Here is a 16,884-nt window from a genome sequence, read left to right on the forward strand (position 1 = left end):
ATAGAAATGTTCCGCTTTTTTAAGCCGATAGACCTAGATAAAATTTCAACAAATTATTTTTAGCTTAGTGCTAGAATTGAAAAGAAAATTGACCCTTTAATTTTACTATAATGCATAAAAGACTCAGTATTTTGGGCGGAATTGCGGTGGCCTCCATCAGCATCATGTCATTAACCTATGCTCCTAAAAAAGCATTAGTGGACGAATCCACAGAAAAAACGTATACGCAATATTGTTCAAGTTGCCATGGAGAAAAAGTTGATGCCTTTGTGGATCGTACTTGGAAACATGGAAAAACTAAGCCCGAATTGATCGCCACCATTACGAATGGTTATGCCGATTTAGGTATGCCTTCATGGAAAGCTGCATTAAGTGCCAAAGAGATTGAAAAATTAGCTGATTTAATTACGGAGAAATTAGCGAGTGTAGATCAATACAAATTTGCCAATAAGCCTTCATCCAATGTATTCAAATCCGAAGGAATGACGGTGGTATTGGATACGATTGTCAGTGGATTAGAAAGTCCATGGGGATTTGCTCAATTACCTAACAAAGATTATTTAGTTACTGACCGTGCCGGAACATTATATCTAGTAGACCAAAAACAACATAAAACGGCCATCAAAGGAACTCCTGCTGTAATGGCTAAAGGTCAAGGTGGATTATTGGATGTGGTTTTACATCCCAACTATGCTTCCAACGGTTGGGTTTACATGTCCTATTCCAAATTTAAAACGGAGGGAGGCCAAACAGTTACAGCCACAGGAATTGTGAGAGGTAAAATCAAAAACAATGAGTGGGTTGAATCTCAGGATATATTTGAATCGCTACCTTACACCAAGACTTTCCACCATTTTGGATCACGTATCGCCTTTGATAAACAAGGATATTTATTCTTTAGTGTGGGAGAACGTGGCATGGAAAAAGTCTTCCCGCAGGAAACAGATAATGACAATGGTAAAATCCATCGTCTGAATGATGATGGTAGTGTACCCAAAGACAATCCATTTGTAGGAAAAGATCTAGCTAAATTTCATCACAGCATTTATTCGTATGGACAAAGAAATCCGCAAGGTTTAACCTTGAATCCATATACAGGAGCCATCTGGGAAACAGAACATGGTCCACGTGGTGGAGATGAAATCAATATTATCCAGGCTGGTAAGAATTATGGCTGGCCAACCATTTCTTATGGAATCAATTACGATGGTAAACCCATTACGAGTATTTCTAAGAAAGAAGGCATGGAGCAACCCATCACTTATTACCTTCCATCCATTGCTCCTTCAGGATTGGCCTTTGTAGACAGTGATAAATACCCTGCATGGAAAGGCAATTTAATGATTGGATCTTTACGTTTCAATTATATGAACCGTGTGGTGATAAAAAACAACAAAGTCGTTTCGCAAGAAAAAGTACTCGTTAATCTAGGGCGTATGCGCAATGTGAAAATGGGTGTAGATGGCTATTTGTATGTAGGAGTTGAAAATCCAGGCATGGTTTTCCGTTTAAGACCGCAATAAACCCAATATTTTAGGATTGTTTGAAACAACGCTGTCAAGGTTCGGAACCTTGCCAGCGTTGTTTTTTTACATGCCAAACGAATGAGAATGCATATCTATTGTCCAATAAATTGATAATCGATTTTCACTAATCCAAACAGGCATTTTACATTTTGCCCTTGCTATTTACCACTCATCCAAAGCATTTTATTGTTTGTCATATAGTACTATGTATAACAAAGTACCTAGTATAGCTTTGCATTGTCAAAAGAGAGACATGCAACCCTCGGGCTCTTGTTTGCATCTTCGACATGTTCTCTGTTAAACAACCAAAAAACAATTCAATCCGCCTAATGAAAACTTTTATTTTATCTACCCTATTTTCTATTATTGCCCCCCTCCTCGCATTTGCCGATAACGGACTTTCAGCTAAAATCCGAGATGAAAAAAATCAGCCTGTTCCTTTTGCTTCTGTTCTTTTAAGAAAAGCAAGTGACTCCACGTTAGTAAAAGGATTTATCACCGATGAAAATGGTGAATTAAAAGCCTCTGCTTTACCCCAAGGAAACTTTACCTTAAAAATTCAATTTACAGGCTATAAAGCCTATTCCAAAAAATTGGGCGAAGTTACGGCCAATAGCCAATTGGATTTAGGCATTATTGCCCTAGAACCCCTTTCTACTCAACTAAACGAGGTGGTAGTACGAGCAACTAAACCATTTATCGAAAGACAATTAGACAAGACCGTTGTCAATGTAGAAAACTCGGTTATGGCAGCAGGCAACTCCGCCATGGAAGTATTAGAGCGCTCCCCTGGGGTCATTGTCGATAAAGATGGAAACATCAGTTTACGTGGAAAACAAGGTGTTAAAGTCATGATTGATGGTAAAATATCCTATTTATCAGGTAATGATTTGAGCAACTTCTTACGCAATCTTTCTGCTGATCAAATTTCTCAATTAGAAATCATGACCAACCCTTCTTCCAAATATGATGCGGCAGGTACTGCAGGTATCATCAACATTAAAATGAAGAAGAATGTGAATATGGGCATGAATGGGTCTGTAAACGGTACTATCGGCCAAGGTGTATATACTCGCTCCAGTGCGGGTTTAAATTTAAATTACCGCAATAATGGTTGGAACGTTTTTGGAAATGCTTCCTACTTTGGAAGAAACAACTTACAGCACAATAACATCACTCGTTATTTCCGTACCCAAAATGAAGTTTGGAATTCAACCACCGATTTCCCTTTCAAAGGCACTTATACTTCCATGAAAGTAGGGGCAGACTGGACGGTCAATAAAAAAACAACTTTAGGGATTTTATTCTCTGGAGGCTTAAACCAAACAAGCTTAAACAATGGTTTAAATCAATCTACTCAACGTAATCTGGCTACCAATGCCATCATGAGTAAATTGGATACCTACAACTCCATGGATAATCCATTCCATAACTTTGCCAACAACATCAACTTCAAACATACATTTGATAGTACAGGAAAAGAGTTGACGATTGACTTAGATTATGCACGCTATGTAGATAAAAATCAAAATGATTATTTGACTCAGTGGTATGGTTCTGAATTCAATAAAATCAAAAATGATTCCCTTTTACGTACAGGAGCATTTTCCAACATTGACCAATACTCCTTCAAATCGGATTATGTCTTACCTATTGGGAAAACCAGCAAATGGGGAATGGGTGTAAAATCCAGCTATGTAAAAACGGATAACGACCTTCAGTTTAGAGGAAAAACAGCTAGTGATGTGGATTATACCTTCCTAAACAAACAAAGCAATCGCTTTATGTATGAGGAGCAAATTCACGCAGTTTACTTAAATACAGAACGTAAATTGGGCAAATGGAGCTACCAAATAGGTTTACGTGGAGAATGGACCATTGCCGATGGAAAATCAATGGCTTATGGAAATGCGGCTTCAGATTCATCCTTCCACCGCGACTTCAAACAACTATTCCCAAGTGCTTTTGTTCAATATGAAGTTAACAAAAACCATACTCTAGGTTTAAACTATAGCCGTAGAATTAATCGTCCAGGTTATTCCGACTTAAACCCATTCGTTTTCTTCTTAGACAACTATACCTATCGAGTGGGTAACCCGATGTTGATGCCTCAGTTAACCAATTCATTTGAATTAACTCATACATTCAAGGGAGCATTTAATACCACTTTTGGATATAGTCATACCGATGATGTGATCACTCAATTATTGAGACAAGATACTAAGGCCCGTAAAACCTATCAAACTTCTGCCAACTTGGCTCAAAGTACCTCGTACAACTTAAGTTTCTCCTTGCCGATCCCAGTAACTAAATGGTGGACAAGTAATACGGATATCCAACTGAATCGCAATGAATTAACAGGTAAAGTGGATCAAGCACAAATCAATCCTGTGGGAAATATGTTCTACATCAACTCCAACCATACTTTTAGCTTAAAAAATGACATTAAACTAGAACTAGGAGGACAATATTTCTCAGGAGGATTGGAACAAGCCTTTAATTTTGGCCCTGGTGGTTCATTAAACCTAGGTATTCAAAAAACAGTCTTGAACAAAAAAGGAACCATTCGGATAAATGCAAGTGATATATTGTATACACAAAACCCAATGGCAACAATCAAATACGGAGATATTGATATAACCGTGAAAAACAGAAACGATACTCGTGTGGTTCGATTCAATTTCACTTACCGATTTGGAAATACAGCTGTCAAAGGAGCTCGTGTTAGAAATACCGGTTTGGATGCTGAAAAAGATCGCGTAAAAAGTGCCAATTAATAACCCATTTAAATACTAAGCGACTAATAATCAATTTCTTAAAAGATGTTAAAGCTTAACAGTTTTTAACTCTCCGACAAGGGCGAATCTAGGTTCGTCCTTGTTTTTTTGTATCCAGATTTCAACAAGAATTATGGTCGGGTTTTTTAGCCCAAAACTTCATTCTTCTGACGATTCTCCACCACTATTTTTTAATACGCCTAGGTCATTTTTACCCAAGCAATTCTGTATATACTTTAAAACTAATCAAACAATCTACCTAATGAAAAACCTCCTATTAACAACGCTATGCCTTATATTAATACAATTGACCTCGTTTGGTCAATCAAGTTTAAAAGCCAACATTGTCGATGAAAAAAAGCAAGCTATCCCCTTTGCTTCCTTCTTACTGAGAAAAAGCTCAGACTCCACATTAGTAAAAGGTTTTATCTCCGACGAAAATGGAATTTTACAGGCTCAAAATGTACCCAGTGGTCATTTTACCCTTAAAATTCAATCAACGGGCTATCTGGTTCGTTTAATTAAATTGGATGAAATAAAAACCAATAGCCAAATTGATCTAGGTACGATCCAACTTGAACCCTCGACTATAGAATTAGCCAATGTAGAAATTAAAGCTACTAAACCATTCATTGAAAACATGGTGGACAAAACGGTAGTCAATGTGGAAAACTCCATCATGGCCGCAGGAAATTCGGCTATGGAAGTCATTGAAAAATCACCTGGAGTCATCGTTGATAAAGATGGGAACATTAGCATACGTGGCAAACAAGGCGCCAAAGTAATGATTGATGGAAAAATTTCTTATTTAACAGGAAGTGACTTGAACAATTATTTGCGAAATCTAGGAGCTGATCAAATTGCTCAATTGGAAATTATCAGTAATCCTTCTGCCAAATACGATGCCGCTGGAACTGCTGGCATCTTAAATATCAAGCTCAAAAAAAATTCACAAATGGGCATGAATGGCTCAGTGAATGCAACTTTAGGTCAGGGGTTTTATACCCGAGGCCGTGTCGGTTTTAACCTTAATTATCGAAAAAATGCTTGGAATTGGTTCAGCAATGGATCCTATGTTCATCAACCTAACATGAACACCATTGATATTACGCGGCAATTCGCCAAGCAAGGGGAAGTTTGGAATTCAAATTCCTTCTATAATTTCATTTCCCAAAATACCCAATTAAAAGCTGGTGTTGACTGGACCTATTCCCCCAAAACAACGCTGGGCTTTCTCATTTCAGGAGGCAGCAGTCAAACGAATTTGTATCGTGGCATGAACCGAACTACACAAAGAAATTTGAACAATCAACTTCTAAGTCAATTAGACACTTATAATAATTTAGATAATCCATTTACGAACCTAGCCACTAATTTCAATTATAAACATAGTTATGATAGCACTGGTAAAGAACTTACCATTGACCTAGATTTTGCTCGTTTTCATGATCAAGGTACCAATGTCTATTTAACTCAATGGTTTGGTGCAACAAATAATCTAATAAAAAGTGATTCCCTCATCCGCACCCAATCCTTCTCCTATATTGATCAATATTCCTTCAAGTCGGATTATGTACTACCCGTCAATAAAACGACCAAATGGGGAATGGGTTTAAAATCCAGTTTGGTTAAAACCGATAATGATGTGCAGTTTTCAAGTCGGATCAAAGAAAACCCTTCCTATTCTTTCCTATATGCATTAAGCAACCGGTTTCAGTATAATGAACAAATCCATGCGGCTTACATCAATCAAGATAAAAAATTAGGTAAATGGAGTTATCAACTGGGCTTACGAGGTGAATGGACCATTGCTCAAGGAAAATCCATTTCGTATATGTCCGATGTTCCTGATTCTAGTTTCAAACGTTCCTATTTCCAAGTCTTTCCTAGTGCATTTCTCCAGTTTGAAGCAAATAAAAAACACAACTTAGGATTGAAATACAGTCGACGCATAGATCGCCCAAACTACAACTCCATGAATCCATTCATCTTTTATATTGATAATTACAATTATGAGGTTGGTAACCCTAATTTGTTACCCCAATTGACCAATTCATTTGAATTTACTCATACCTATGCAGGAGCTTATACTACTTCTTTAGCATATAGTCATACAGATCAAGTTATCACCCAATTGTTGAAACAGGATACAGAAAAGCGTATTACCTACCAAACTACGGATAACTTAGCTCAAAGGGTGACTTATAGTTTAGGTTTTTCCTTACCCATTCCTATTAAATCTTGGTGGACAAGCAATACCGACATCTATTTAAATCATGTTGAATTAACAGGCAAACTAGATCAAACTTCCATCAATCCCGTTGGAAATATGTTGTATCTAAATTCCAATCATACTTTTAGTTTGAAGCATGATATCAAAATAGAAGTAGGTGGGCAATACTTTACAGGCGGATTGGAACAAGCATTCAATTTCCAATCTGGAGGAGCGCTCAATCTTGGCATTCAAAAAACCATCATGAATAAAAAAGGAACTCTTCGATTGAATGCCAGTGATATTTTGTACACTCAAATTCCCAATGCCTCTATAAAATATGCCGATTTAGACGTATTTGTAAAAAGCAGAGGTGAAACCCGAGTTGTTCGCTTGAACTTTAGTTATCGATTTGGTAATTCCAGTATCAAAGAAGCGCGCGAAAGAAGCACAGGCTTAGAATCTGAAAAAGGAAGAGTCAAAAACACTAATTAACATCCTTCACACAGCGAAAGCCCGTGTGCATGAGACCAGAATCTGGACTTGATTTCATACGGGCTGAGCTTCGATAGGACGCACAATAGGAATCATTGCACAAAAATGAACCACCCCGCATCACTTTTTTAGGTATGCCCGGTTCATCTGGATCGTAACTATTCATGGGACCTTTGGGATTTAAAACAAGGGTTCCTTTCTTTTTTAAAGTAGCATAATAATCATGTCGGTAATTATCAAAACACCATTCCCAGACATTACCAGCGATATCATACAATCCAAAACCATTGGCTGCAAATTGCTTTACTGGAGCCGTCGTATGTACGTATCCGTCCTTGGCCTCATCTTTGTAAGGGAATTTTCCTTGCCAAGTATTGGCCTTGAATACACCTGATTCAATAGGTTCAGAACCCCATGGAAACTCTAGATTTTTCAGACCACCCCTTGCGGCCCATTCCCATTCAGCTTCCGTAGGCAATCTTTTTCCTGCCCACCGAGCATATGCCTGAGCATCGTCCCAAGAAACCTGTACCACAGGATGATTTTCTTTTCCAACGATGGAGGATTGTGGCCCTTCTGGATGACGCCAATCGGCGCCCCTTACAAATTGCCACCATTGACTGTAATCCATTAAATTGACAGGACCTGTTGTTGGGACAAATACTAAAGAACTAGGAGCTAATAAAGAATCAGGTGGACGAGGTGTGCCTGCAGGTACTTGTTTCTTCAATTCCTCCCAAGAAATGGCCTTTTCGGCCGTAGTTACATAAGCAGTAGCAGCAACAAAAGCAGCGAATTGAGCGTTGGTCACTTCCGTTTCATCCATCCAAAATGATTTCACCGCCACTCGATGAACGGGATATTCATCCGTTCTACCTTTTTCATCATGAGCTCCCATATCAAAAATTCCTGCCGGAATTTTTTTCATTCCCTGCACCATGGAAGATTTGATCGAATTTTTTTGGGTCAAATTTGCTTTGACGAATCCCCTCTTAGATGGCAATGGAACATGGCAAGCTGCTAATGAATCCTTTTGACGCTGACTCAATTGCGCACACAGATCATGTGGCAAATTCGTTATCATCAACACTACAAAAACACAGCTCCAATTAAATCTCATACTTGGGGTTTTCTTTTCATCGTAAAACTGAATCAATGGGGAATTTAACAGAAACAAAACATATAAACCAATTAATACTTGAGGAATTGTTTGACAAATAAGCTCCTAATTTGACTAATTGCTAAGTCGGCACAATTAGCCTATTGCAAGTCATACTAGCCTCCTTAATCGAAATCAGAGAAATAGCTGATCATGATCAGTTAAAACATTCGTTTGTTTGATTAGTTTTGGAAACATTAAACCCCTTAATAAATTATGAATGACAAAATAAAACGTCATGAGTTCTTGAAATCCCTAGGATTGAAAGGAGCTTCGTTAGTTGCCGTTTACTGCGGTACCACGGCGATGAGTTCATGTAAAAATGAAACTGGGATAACTCCTTCCTCTTCGACCGATTTCACTTTAGATTTAAGTCAGGCAGCTTACTCCAAACTCAATACGGTTGGATCTTATGTAGTGACCCAAAATGTGGTGGTTGCACGTGTTTCAAGTACAACATTTGCTGCCGTTACCCAAATTTGTTCCCATGAGGGAAGAGCTTCCGTTATCTTCAGTAGTGGAGGGTTTTATTGCCCTGAACACGGAGCCAATTTTGATACGAGTGGAAAAGGATTAAATGCCAATGGAAGCAAAGGATTAACTACGTATAAAACAACATTAACTGGAAACTCACTGAGAGTTTACTCCTAATTCTATATTTCCACTAGATTAACCTTGTTTTTCAAAAAGAATTTTTAACATTAGCCGTTTAATAACCCTTAATGTTCTATCATAAAATGAAAAACAATCTTAACAGAAATGAATTCTTGAAGTCTTTGGGCTTCAAAGGAGCCTCTCTTCTGGCAGTATATTGTACTGCTTCAAGCCTAAGTTCTTGTTCAAAAGAAGAAAACGTTAGCCCTTCTTCCAATGTAAAACCGGGTACTCCAGCTTCGGGAGTCGACTTTACATTGGATTTAACCAAAACTGATTATTCCAAATTGAATAATCCTGAAGGTTTTGTCATTGTTAATCAAATCGTAGTCGTGCGTGTTAACTCAAGCACCTTTGCGGCAGTGACCCAAGTGTGTTCCCATGAGGGAAATGTAGCTATTAGTTATGCTAATGGTGGCTTTAATTGTTCCGTGCATGGTGCTCTGTATGACATCAATGGAAAAGGCTTAAATGCCAATGGAAGCAGAGGTTTAACTACTTATAAAACAGCCTTAACAGGCACTAATCTGAGAGTTTTCTCATAAAATAACACACACATGAAGAAAATAACCTTCCTACTGCTCCTTATAAGTGGTATGGCTCATACCTCTATGGCCCAAGATGATTTGATGGCTATGCTAGATAAAGAAGCTTCTAAAGATCAGGTATTTACTCAAGCAACCTTTAAAGGCTCTCGTTTAATTAATGGGCAAACCATCGAGACAATAGCCAAAAAACATCTGAATTTTTGGATTTCACACCGCTTTGGGGCGGTCAACTCTGGATTTCTTGAGAACTTCTTTGGTTTAGATGAAGCACGCATCCGACTGGGACTAGAATATGGTATAACAGATCAATGGTTGTTGGGGGCTGGACGTTCCTCCATTGAAAAGAGTTATGACTTTTATACCAAATACAAGGTTTTGAGACAATCGAATCAAATGCCAGTAAGTGTAGCAGCTTATGGTAGCATGGTCATTAATACGATGCCAACTGGATATACGATGCCAACAGGCACTTTGATGCGCTTCTATAATGACCAACAGCGTCAAAGTTTTGTAGGTCAGCTTTTGATTGCTCGAAAGATGAATGAAAAGCTTTCCTTGCAAATCATGCCTTCTATTTTACATAATAATTTGAGTGAAACTCCCTATCACGAAAATACCATTACTTCCATGGGATTTGGAGGAAGGTATAAATTGAGTAACCGCCTCAGTATATCGGCTGAATATTATAAAAATTTGGTTGATAAAAATGCTTACCTAGCTAAATCTGGAGAAGTATATCCTTATCAAGATTCATTTGCCTTAGGCTTTGATATCGAAACAGGAGGACACGTATTTCAATTGCATTTCTCCAATTCACGAGGGATGATTGAAAAACATTTCATAGGTCAAACAACAGGTACTTGGGCAAATGGAGACATATTTTATGGATTCAATATCGCAAGGACTTTCAGTTTTGATCCAGAAGCAAAAAAAACACACAAATAAACCCCTTATGAAACGATTAATTTTGGCAACTATCCTAAGTTGCACCCTAGCATTTTCTTTTTCTGCCCATGCCCAATTGTACCAAGCACAAAATGGAGAGGTCTCCTTTTTTTCTAAAACTCCATTAGAAAATATTGATGCCGTATCCAAAAGTGTCAATAGTATCATTAATGTCGCCACGAATGAAATTGCTGTACAAATGCGCATTACATCATTTGTATTTCCCAATAAACTCATGCAAGAACACTTTAACGAAAACTATTTGGAAAGTGAAAAATTTCCCATGGCCTCGTTTAAAGGAAAAATCAAAGAAGTCGTAGACCTAAAAAAAGCAGGGACATATCCTGTAACGGCCACAGGTACAGCCACCATACATGGTATTACCAAGGCCATTGAAATTAAAGGAAACATTGTTTCAGATGGTACCCAGTTACAATTAAGTAGCCAGTTTGATATTCGATTACAAGATTATCAAATTGACATACCCAAAATTGTCTTTGCAAAAATTGCAGAAGTGATAGAAGTGAAAAGTAAAATACAGTTTACTCAAAAGAAATAAATGAAATACCAGTTCCTTGTAATAACCTTAGTCACCTTATTTATGGTGGCTTGCCTAAGTGATAAAAACAGTCCTTTGCCTGCCACAGAAGCAGGAACAGGAAATAATACGGGGGTAGAATTACCTAATTCTACCGCTTCTTGTGATACAAATACCATCACATTTGACAAATCGGTTTGGCCTATACTCCAATATAATTGTACTTCTTGCCATAGTGGTGCCATCATTTCTGGTGGGGTTGATTTAAGTACCTATGATAAAATAGTACCTTATATTAAAAATGGAAAACTGTACGGTTCCATGACTCATGCTAATGGCTATTCACCCATGCCGAATGCCGCTACGACTTTGTCCAAATGTGATGTCACTACGATCAAAAAGTGGATTATTGGCTCCTACCCTGCTGGAAGTATTCTTGTCAATTTAAATCCAAGCAATCCCGTAAACCCAGTAGTTGCTGTTAGTCCTACCGTACCTCCCGTGAATCCTCCAACGGTGACATGCGACCCGAATTTGGTATATTTTCAACAAAAAATCTTACCTATTATTATCTCAAATTGTGCCATGAGTGGCTGCCATGATGCCATCAGCAAAAAAGATGGAGTTCAATTAACCGATTACAGTAATATCATGAAATCGGTTAGAGCGGGAGATCCGGCCAACAGCAAATTATATAAAAGCATCATTCGAACAGATGATGAACGTATGCCTGTTCCACCGATGGCTCCACTAAGCACAGATACCAAAACCGCCATTTTCAATTGGATTAAACAAGGGGCGCTCAATAATTCTTGTGAGCCTAGTGGAAGTGCTTGCGTTACAACTAATATCAGTTTTTCCAGTACGATTCAAACGATCTTAAAGACCAATTGCCTGGGTTGTCATAGTGGAACAACAGCATCTGCAGGTATTGATCTAAGCACTCATGCGAATGTCTTGAAAGTAGTAAGCAATGGTAAGCTGTATGGTTCAGTCAATCATAGTGCGGGTTTTGTTCCAATGCCAAATGCCTCCACCAAAATCTCCAGCTGTGAAATCAGCCAGATTAAGTCCTGGATTGATGCTGGAGCGTTGAATAACTAAGGTGTTTTGACGTATTTTTTAAAATGGCTAAGATGGGATTCTTGCCTAGCTTAGTCATTTTTTTTCTTCTTGGAGATCCGATGAGATAAAGTAAAAAAGGCAGGATGTATTATCAAGTAGTATTGATTAAATTCAGGCATTAAACCTGATATATGAAATATATACTATTACTATCAATAACCCTCTTTACTGCGTTTAGTGGCTTGTCAAAAGCCCCCAAATCCAAGAAACCGAATGTCATCATAATCCTCATGGATGATTTAGGTTATGGTGATTTGAGTTGCTACGGTGCCCTCCAATTCGATACACCCAACATTGATCGAATGGCCAACCAGGGTATTCGTTTCACTAATTTTCTATCTGCACAAGCTGTTTGTAGTGCTTCTAGAGCGGGTATTTTAACGGGATGCTATCCCAATCGGGTTGGCGTTTCGGGAGCCTTCTTTCCCAATTCTCCTATTGGACTAAATCCAGAGGAAGAAACAATTGCAGAAATTCTAAAAGACAAAGGCTACGCCACAGGGATTTTCGGAAAATGGCATTTGGGAGATAAAAAAGAGTTTTTGCCCAAGCAACAAGGATTTGATGAATATGTGGGTATCCCTTATTCCAACGATATGTGGCCTGTGGATTTGGAAGGTAATCCTATCACTAAACCCGGCACTTATAAGCAAGATTTACCCATATTATCCATATTTGATGGAAATGAGCCAAGTATATATTTGAGAAATTTAAAAGACCAAGAACAAATCACTCAAGTATTGACCCAGCGTTCGGTACAATTCATCGAAAGGAATAAAAACAAACCCTTTTTTGTCTACTTAGCGCATTCCATGCCTCATGTTCCGATAGCAGCTTCTACCTCATTTCAAGGCAAAAGTAATCAAGGACTTTTCGGAGATGTGATGATGGAAGTGGATTGGTCCATCGGTGAAATCATCAAAACATTAAAGAAAAATCACTTGGAAGAAAACACCTTGGTTATATTCACGAGCGATAATGGCCCTTGGTTGAATTATGGCAATCATGCGGGTTCAACGAATGGGTTAAGAGAAGGCAAAGGAACCACTTTTGAGGGTGGACAAAGAGTACCCTTCATCGCCTATTGGAAGGGAAAAATTCAGGCAGGTCAAATTTCCAATAAATTAGCTGCGGCCATAGATGTATTACCGACTATTGCACAAGTGACACAAGCCAAATTACCAAAAAAGAAGATTGATGGCGTTAGTATTTGGCCCATTTTACAGGGCGACAAGCAAGCTGAGCCAAGAAAAGATTTTTTGTATTATTACCGTAAAAATAACTTAGAAGCTGTTAGAAAAGGTCATTGGAAATTAGTTTTACCTCACCCAGGGAGGACCTATGAGGGTTTCTTACCTGCCAATGATGGCTTAGCTGGCCAAGTCAATGAAAATGCTCCAGTTCCTCAGGGGCTCTATGATTTAAGAAGAGACCCTGGTGAGCGCTATGATGTACAAGCTAAATATCCCGAAAAAGTAAAAGAACTCTTACAAGTAGCGGATCAGGGTCGAGAAGAGCTAGGAGATGATTTAACACAAAAAAAAGGGAAGGGAAACCGGGATATTGGCCGAATCAAAAAACCGAATGTGGTTTATATTTATGCCGATGATTTAGGATATGGAGAGTTGGGGGCATATGGTCAAAAAATCATTAAAACTCCTTATTTGGATGCTTTAGCCAAACAAGGAATAAAATTTACGCAGCATTATACATCAGCTCCCGTATGTGCCCCTGCGCGTTGCATGTTGTTAACAGGTAAACATGCTGGACATGCTCAAATTCGTGGAAATCATGAGTTAGGAGGTTTTACCGATGAAACAGAAAGAGGACAAATGCCTTTGGAAGCCAATACATTTACTCTTGGTACCTTAATGAAAAACGCTGGCTATCAAACGGCAGCCATTGGTAAATGGGGATTAGGTATGGCGAATGGAACGGGGAATCCCAATGCTCATGGTTTTGACTATTTTTATGGATTGTTAGACCAAAAACAAGCACATAACTACTATACTACCCATTTATGGGAGAATGGGAAATGGGATACTTTGAATAATCAATACATGAATGTCCATCAATATCAAGGTAAAGGAGCACCAGCCGACATTGATTTTAAGCAGTTTCAAGGCAAAGAATATGTGGTGGATAACATGATGGACAAAGCATTAAACTTTGTTGAGAAGAATAAAAATAATCCATTCTTCCTTTACTTACCACTTCCCCTTCCCCACCTTTCATTACAAGCACCCGCTGAGGCCATCAAGCCCTATTTAGGAGCTTTCCCTGATAGTGCCTATTTAGGTAAAAAAGGGTATACTCCCACGGCTCACCCAAGAGCCACGTATGCAGGCATGATTAGCTATTTAGATACCCAGGTTGGTCGACTCGTACAAGCCCTTAAAAAGCATAAAATCGACAGTCAAACCATAATATTCTTTTCATCTGACAATGGAGCCACCTTTGATGTAGGAGGAGTAGATACAGAATTTTTCCAAAGTACTGCTGGATTAAGAGGTAGGAAACAAGATCTTTATGAAGGAGGCATTCGAGAACCCTTGATTGTTTCTTGGCCAAGCGTAATACCAGGAGGTCAGATTAATCACTTACCTTCTGTGCAATATGACATGATGGCTACTTTAGCAGAATTAACGGGACAACAGGTTGCAGATACCGATGGAATCTCATTTTTACCTAGCATTTTAAAAAAAGGAGAGCAGCAACAGCGGTCTTTCATCTATTTTGAATTCCCAGAAAAAACAGGTCAAGTTGCCATCCGTATTCAACAATGGAAAGGGGTAAAATCCAACTTAAAGAAAAATAGGCTCGCTCCTTGGGAGATCTATGATTTGGACAAGGATCCATTTGAAAAGAATAATATAGCTGACCAGCATCCAGAATTAATCCCACAACTAGACGCCATCCTCAAACGCGAACATCGAGCAGCAAAAATACCTGATTGGGAGATTATCAATTAGTTACGAAATAAATGTCAGGTTTCATTCGTTGGTTTTTTGATTGAAAAAATCAGGACCTATTAAAAATCAACGTCGTCAAGGTTTAGAACCTTGCCGACGTTTAGGAAAAAACCAACAATTCTGCGTTTATTTCAAACCTACAGGGCAATAATTGATTTTAAGGGCATCCATACCAGGTAAAATTCCTTTTACTCGACGAAGGAAATCATCATAATCTTTGGGCTGTTTGGGTGACCAAGAAATTTCAGATAAAGCTAATGCCCTTGGGAAAGTCATGTATTCAGCATAAGCAGGCGTACTGATGTATTCTGTCCAAACATTCGCTTGAATACCTACAATATGCTTAGCTTCTTCTGCTGTCAATTCGGGTAAATCGGGTTCAAATGAGTAAGATTTAGATAAAGTTAAATTTCCTCCAATAGCTAAAGGCTGGGTTTTGGGATCAGCTTGATAATAATCTAAATAGAAAAAACTATTGGGCGACATGACCACATCGTGATTTTGTTTGGCTGCTTCTATACCACCTTTAGTTCCTCTCCAGGACATCACCATAGCATTGGGCGATAATCCTCCTTCTAAAATTTCATCCCATCCTAGTAATTTTTTACCCTTTGAAGTGACAAATTTATCGATCCGACGAATGAAATAACTTTGTAATTCATGCTCGTCTTTCAAGCCTAATTTCTTGATAAGATCCTGACAAAAGCGACTTTCCTTCCATTGTTTCTTTGGGCATTCATCTCCACCTATATGAATGTATTGACCGGGAAATAAGGCCATTACTTCGGTCAAAACGTTTTCCATAAAGGTAAACGTTTCTTCCCTTGGACATAATACATCTTCTGAAATACCCCATCTAGTAGCTACTTGATAAATTTTATCAGGATTACAACCTAATTCTGGGTAAGCAGCCAATACAGCTTGAGAATGACCCGGCATTTCAATTTCAGGAATGATGGTGATGAATTTTTTGGTGGCATAGGCAATTACCTCTTTGATTTCCTCTTGCGTATAAAAGCCTCCATAGGGTTTATTATCATATTTTTGATCTCGATAATGACCTACCATGGTCTCCTTGCGAACAGAGCTAACAGTCGTCAACAAAGGATATTTCTTGATTTCAATACGCCAACCTTGGTCTTCCGTAAGGTGCCAATGAAAGGTATTCAACTTATAAACAGCCATCAAATCCAAAAATCGTTTGATAAAGCTCACTGGAAAATAATAACGACCTACATCTAGCATCATTCCACGGTAAGAAAAACGAGGAGCGTCTTCAATTTGACAAGCCAAAGCCGTCAATTCTTGACTAGAAGTGACATTCGAATATATTTGCGCTGGCATTAATTGAAATAATGTTTGTAAAGCATAAAATGCGCCTTTCCCCGATTTAGCTTGAATTTCAATCTTCTTGGTAGTAATATTCAAGCGATAAGCCTCATCCCCTAAGCTGGAATTTTGAACAAAAACAATGCCTTTTGAACTTGTGGAGCCTGATTTTATGGGCAGATTCAATCCAGAAGATACACTTATTTGATCTTTCAACATGGTGGCCACGGCATTGAAACTTTCATCTTGAGTACTCAAGGTAATGGCTGTACTTTTTTGAAAAATAAATTTACCTGGTACAGGAATTAATTTAGCCGGCTTAGGAACTAAATGATAAGCTTCTTGAGCTTGTAAATTAAAACAAAGCAAATAGGCACAAAGACCCCATAGGAATGATTTCATATTGAATAGGTTAATTGGAGGAAAGCAAAGATAACTTTTCATTTGAAAATGGAAAGTCTTTAGTCCATTTTTAGAAATTTCCGCGAAATTAAATCGATTATTAGCTGATCAAAAAATCAGGAAATTGATAAGATGTTAGCCGAATAAAATAAAATTAATTGGCCATTCGTTCTAACGCTGTCAAGGTTTAGAACCTTGACAG

General features: G+C 38.3%; 11 protein-coding genes. 9 read left to right on the top strand and 2 right to left on the bottom strand.

Going from position 1 to position 16,884, the window contains the following annotated elements:
• Positions 1-110: 110 nt before the first annotated feature.
• The 3 genes from U0R11_RS00090 to U0R11_RS00100 all read left to right on the top strand — a co-directional run bounded on the left by U0R11_RS00090 (position 111) and on the right by U0R11_RS00100 (position 7,010).
• Positions 111-1,523, top strand: coding sequence for a PQQ-dependent sugar dehydrogenase (locus U0R11_RS00090; RefSeq protein WP_406749229.1), 1,413 nt, complete (start codon positions 111-113; stop codon positions 1,521-1,523).
• A gap of 332 nt (positions 1,524-1,855) precedes the next feature.
• Complete coding sequence (locus U0R11_RS00095) at positions 1,856-4,303, top strand: TonB-dependent receptor domain-containing protein (protein WP_406749230.1); 2,448 nt, start codon at positions 1,856-1,858, stop codon at positions 4,301-4,303.
• A 262-nt stretch (positions 4,304-4,565) separates the two neighbouring features.
• Entirely contained in the window at positions 4,566-7,010 is a 2,445-nt protein-coding gene (locus U0R11_RS00100) for a TonB-dependent receptor domain-containing protein (protein WP_406749231.1), read from the top strand.
• Here U0R11_RS00100 and U0R11_RS00105 read toward each other — a convergent pair.
• Positions 7,003-8,094, bottom strand: coding sequence for a formylglycine-generating enzyme family protein (locus U0R11_RS00105; RefSeq protein WP_406749232.1), 1,092 nt, complete (start codon positions 8,092-8,094; stop codon positions 7,003-7,005). The genes U0R11_RS00100 and U0R11_RS00105 overlap by 8 nt on opposite strands.
• Before the next feature lie 291 nt (positions 8,095-8,385).
• On the opposite strand from U0R11_RS00105, the gene U0R11_RS00110 reads away from it, so the two are divergent.
• The 6 genes from U0R11_RS00110 (at position 8,386) to U0R11_RS00135 (ending at position 14,951) form a co-directional block, all read left to right on the top strand.
• The gene (locus U0R11_RS00110) at positions 8,386-8,820 is read left to right on the top strand and encodes a Rieske (2Fe-2S) protein (RefSeq protein ID WP_406749233.1); all 435 of its coding nucleotides are present in this window, start codon (positions 8,386-8,388) and stop codon (positions 8,818-8,820) included.
• An 86-nt stretch (positions 8,821-8,906) separates the two neighbouring features.
• Positions 8,907-9,368, top strand: a complete 462-nt coding sequence (locus U0R11_RS00115) for a QcrA and Rieske domain-containing protein (protein ID WP_406749234.1) — start codon at positions 8,907-8,909, stop codon at positions 9,366-9,368.
• A 12-nt stretch (positions 9,369-9,380) separates the two neighbouring features.
• Positions 9,381-10,316, top strand: coding sequence for a DUF5777 family beta-barrel protein (locus tag U0R11_RS00120; protein ID WP_406749235.1), 936 nt, complete (start codon positions 9,381-9,383; stop codon positions 10,314-10,316).
• A 7-nt stretch (positions 10,317-10,323) separates the two neighbouring features.
• The gene (locus tag U0R11_RS00125; RefSeq protein ID WP_406749236.1) at positions 10,324-10,875 is read left to right on the top strand and encodes a YceI family protein; all 552 of its coding nucleotides are present in this window, start codon (positions 10,324-10,326) and stop codon (positions 10,873-10,875) included.
• The gene (locus U0R11_RS00130; protein WP_406749237.1) at positions 10,876-11,958 is read left to right on the top strand and encodes a c-type cytochrome domain-containing protein; all 1,083 of its coding nucleotides are present in this window, start codon (positions 10,876-10,878) and stop codon (positions 11,956-11,958) included. It begins immediately after the preceding gene.
• A 152-nt stretch (positions 11,959-12,110) separates the two neighbouring features.
• Complete coding sequence (locus U0R11_RS00135; RefSeq protein ID WP_406749238.1) at positions 12,111-14,951, top strand: sulfatase-like hydrolase/transferase; 2,841 nt, start codon at positions 12,111-12,113, stop codon at positions 14,949-14,951.
• Positions 14,952-15,077: 126 nt separating this feature from the next.
• Here U0R11_RS00135 and U0R11_RS00140 read toward each other — a convergent pair whose 3' ends face one another.
• Positions 15,078-16,682, bottom strand: coding sequence for a beta-N-acetylhexosaminidase (locus U0R11_RS00140; protein ID WP_406749239.1), 1,605 nt, complete (start codon positions 16,680-16,682; stop codon positions 15,078-15,080).
• Between the last annotated feature and the right edge of the window lie 202 nt (positions 16,683-16,884).

This window comes from Aquirufa salirivi (assembly GCF_045310485.1).
In the GTDB taxonomy this organism is placed as follows: domain Bacteria; phylum Bacteroidota; class Bacteroidia; order Cytophagales; family Spirosomataceae; genus Aquirufa; species Aquirufa salirivi.

What these genes read in the sequence shown, in the direction of transcription:
- U0R11_RS00090 (WP_406749229.1), top strand. Translation starts at nt 111, where the DNA reads ATGCATAAAAGACTCAGTATTTTGGGCGGAATTGCGGTGGCCTCCATC.
- U0R11_RS00125 (WP_406749236.1), top strand. Translation starts at nt 10,324, where the DNA reads ATGAAACGATTAATTTTGGCAACTATCCTAAGTTGCACCCTAGCATTT.
- U0R11_RS00095 (WP_406749230.1), top strand. Translation starts at nt 1,856, where the DNA reads ATGAAAACTTTTATTTTATCTACCCTATTTTCTATTATTGCCCCCCTC.
- U0R11_RS00130 (WP_406749237.1), top strand. Translation starts at nt 10,876, where the DNA reads ATGAAATACCAGTTCCTTGTAATAACCTTAGTCACCTTATTTATGGTG.
- U0R11_RS00120 (WP_406749235.1), top strand. Translation starts at nt 9,381, where the DNA reads ATGAAGAAAATAACCTTCCTACTGCTCCTTATAAGTGGTATGGCTCAT.
- U0R11_RS00105 (WP_406749232.1), bottom strand. Translation starts at nt 8,094, where the DNA reads ATGATAACGAATTTGCCACATGATCTGTGTGCGCAATTGAGTCAGCGT.
- U0R11_RS00110 (WP_406749233.1), top strand. Translation starts at nt 8,386, where the DNA reads ATGAATGACAAAATAAAACGTCATGAGTTCTTGAAATCCCTAGGATTG.
- U0R11_RS00140 (WP_406749239.1), bottom strand. Translation starts at nt 16,682, where the DNA reads ATGAAATCATTCCTATGGGGTCTTTGTGCCTATTTGCTTTGTTTTAAT.
- U0R11_RS00100 (WP_406749231.1), top strand. Translation starts at nt 4,566, where the DNA reads ATGAAAAACCTCCTATTAACAACGCTATGCCTTATATTAATACAATTG.
- U0R11_RS00135 (WP_406749238.1), top strand. Translation starts at nt 12,111, where the DNA reads ATGAAATATATACTATTACTATCAATAACCCTCTTTACTGCGTTTAGT.
- U0R11_RS00115 (WP_406749234.1), top strand. Translation starts at nt 8,907, where the DNA reads ATGAAAAACAATCTTAACAGAAATGAATTCTTGAAGTCTTTGGGCTTC.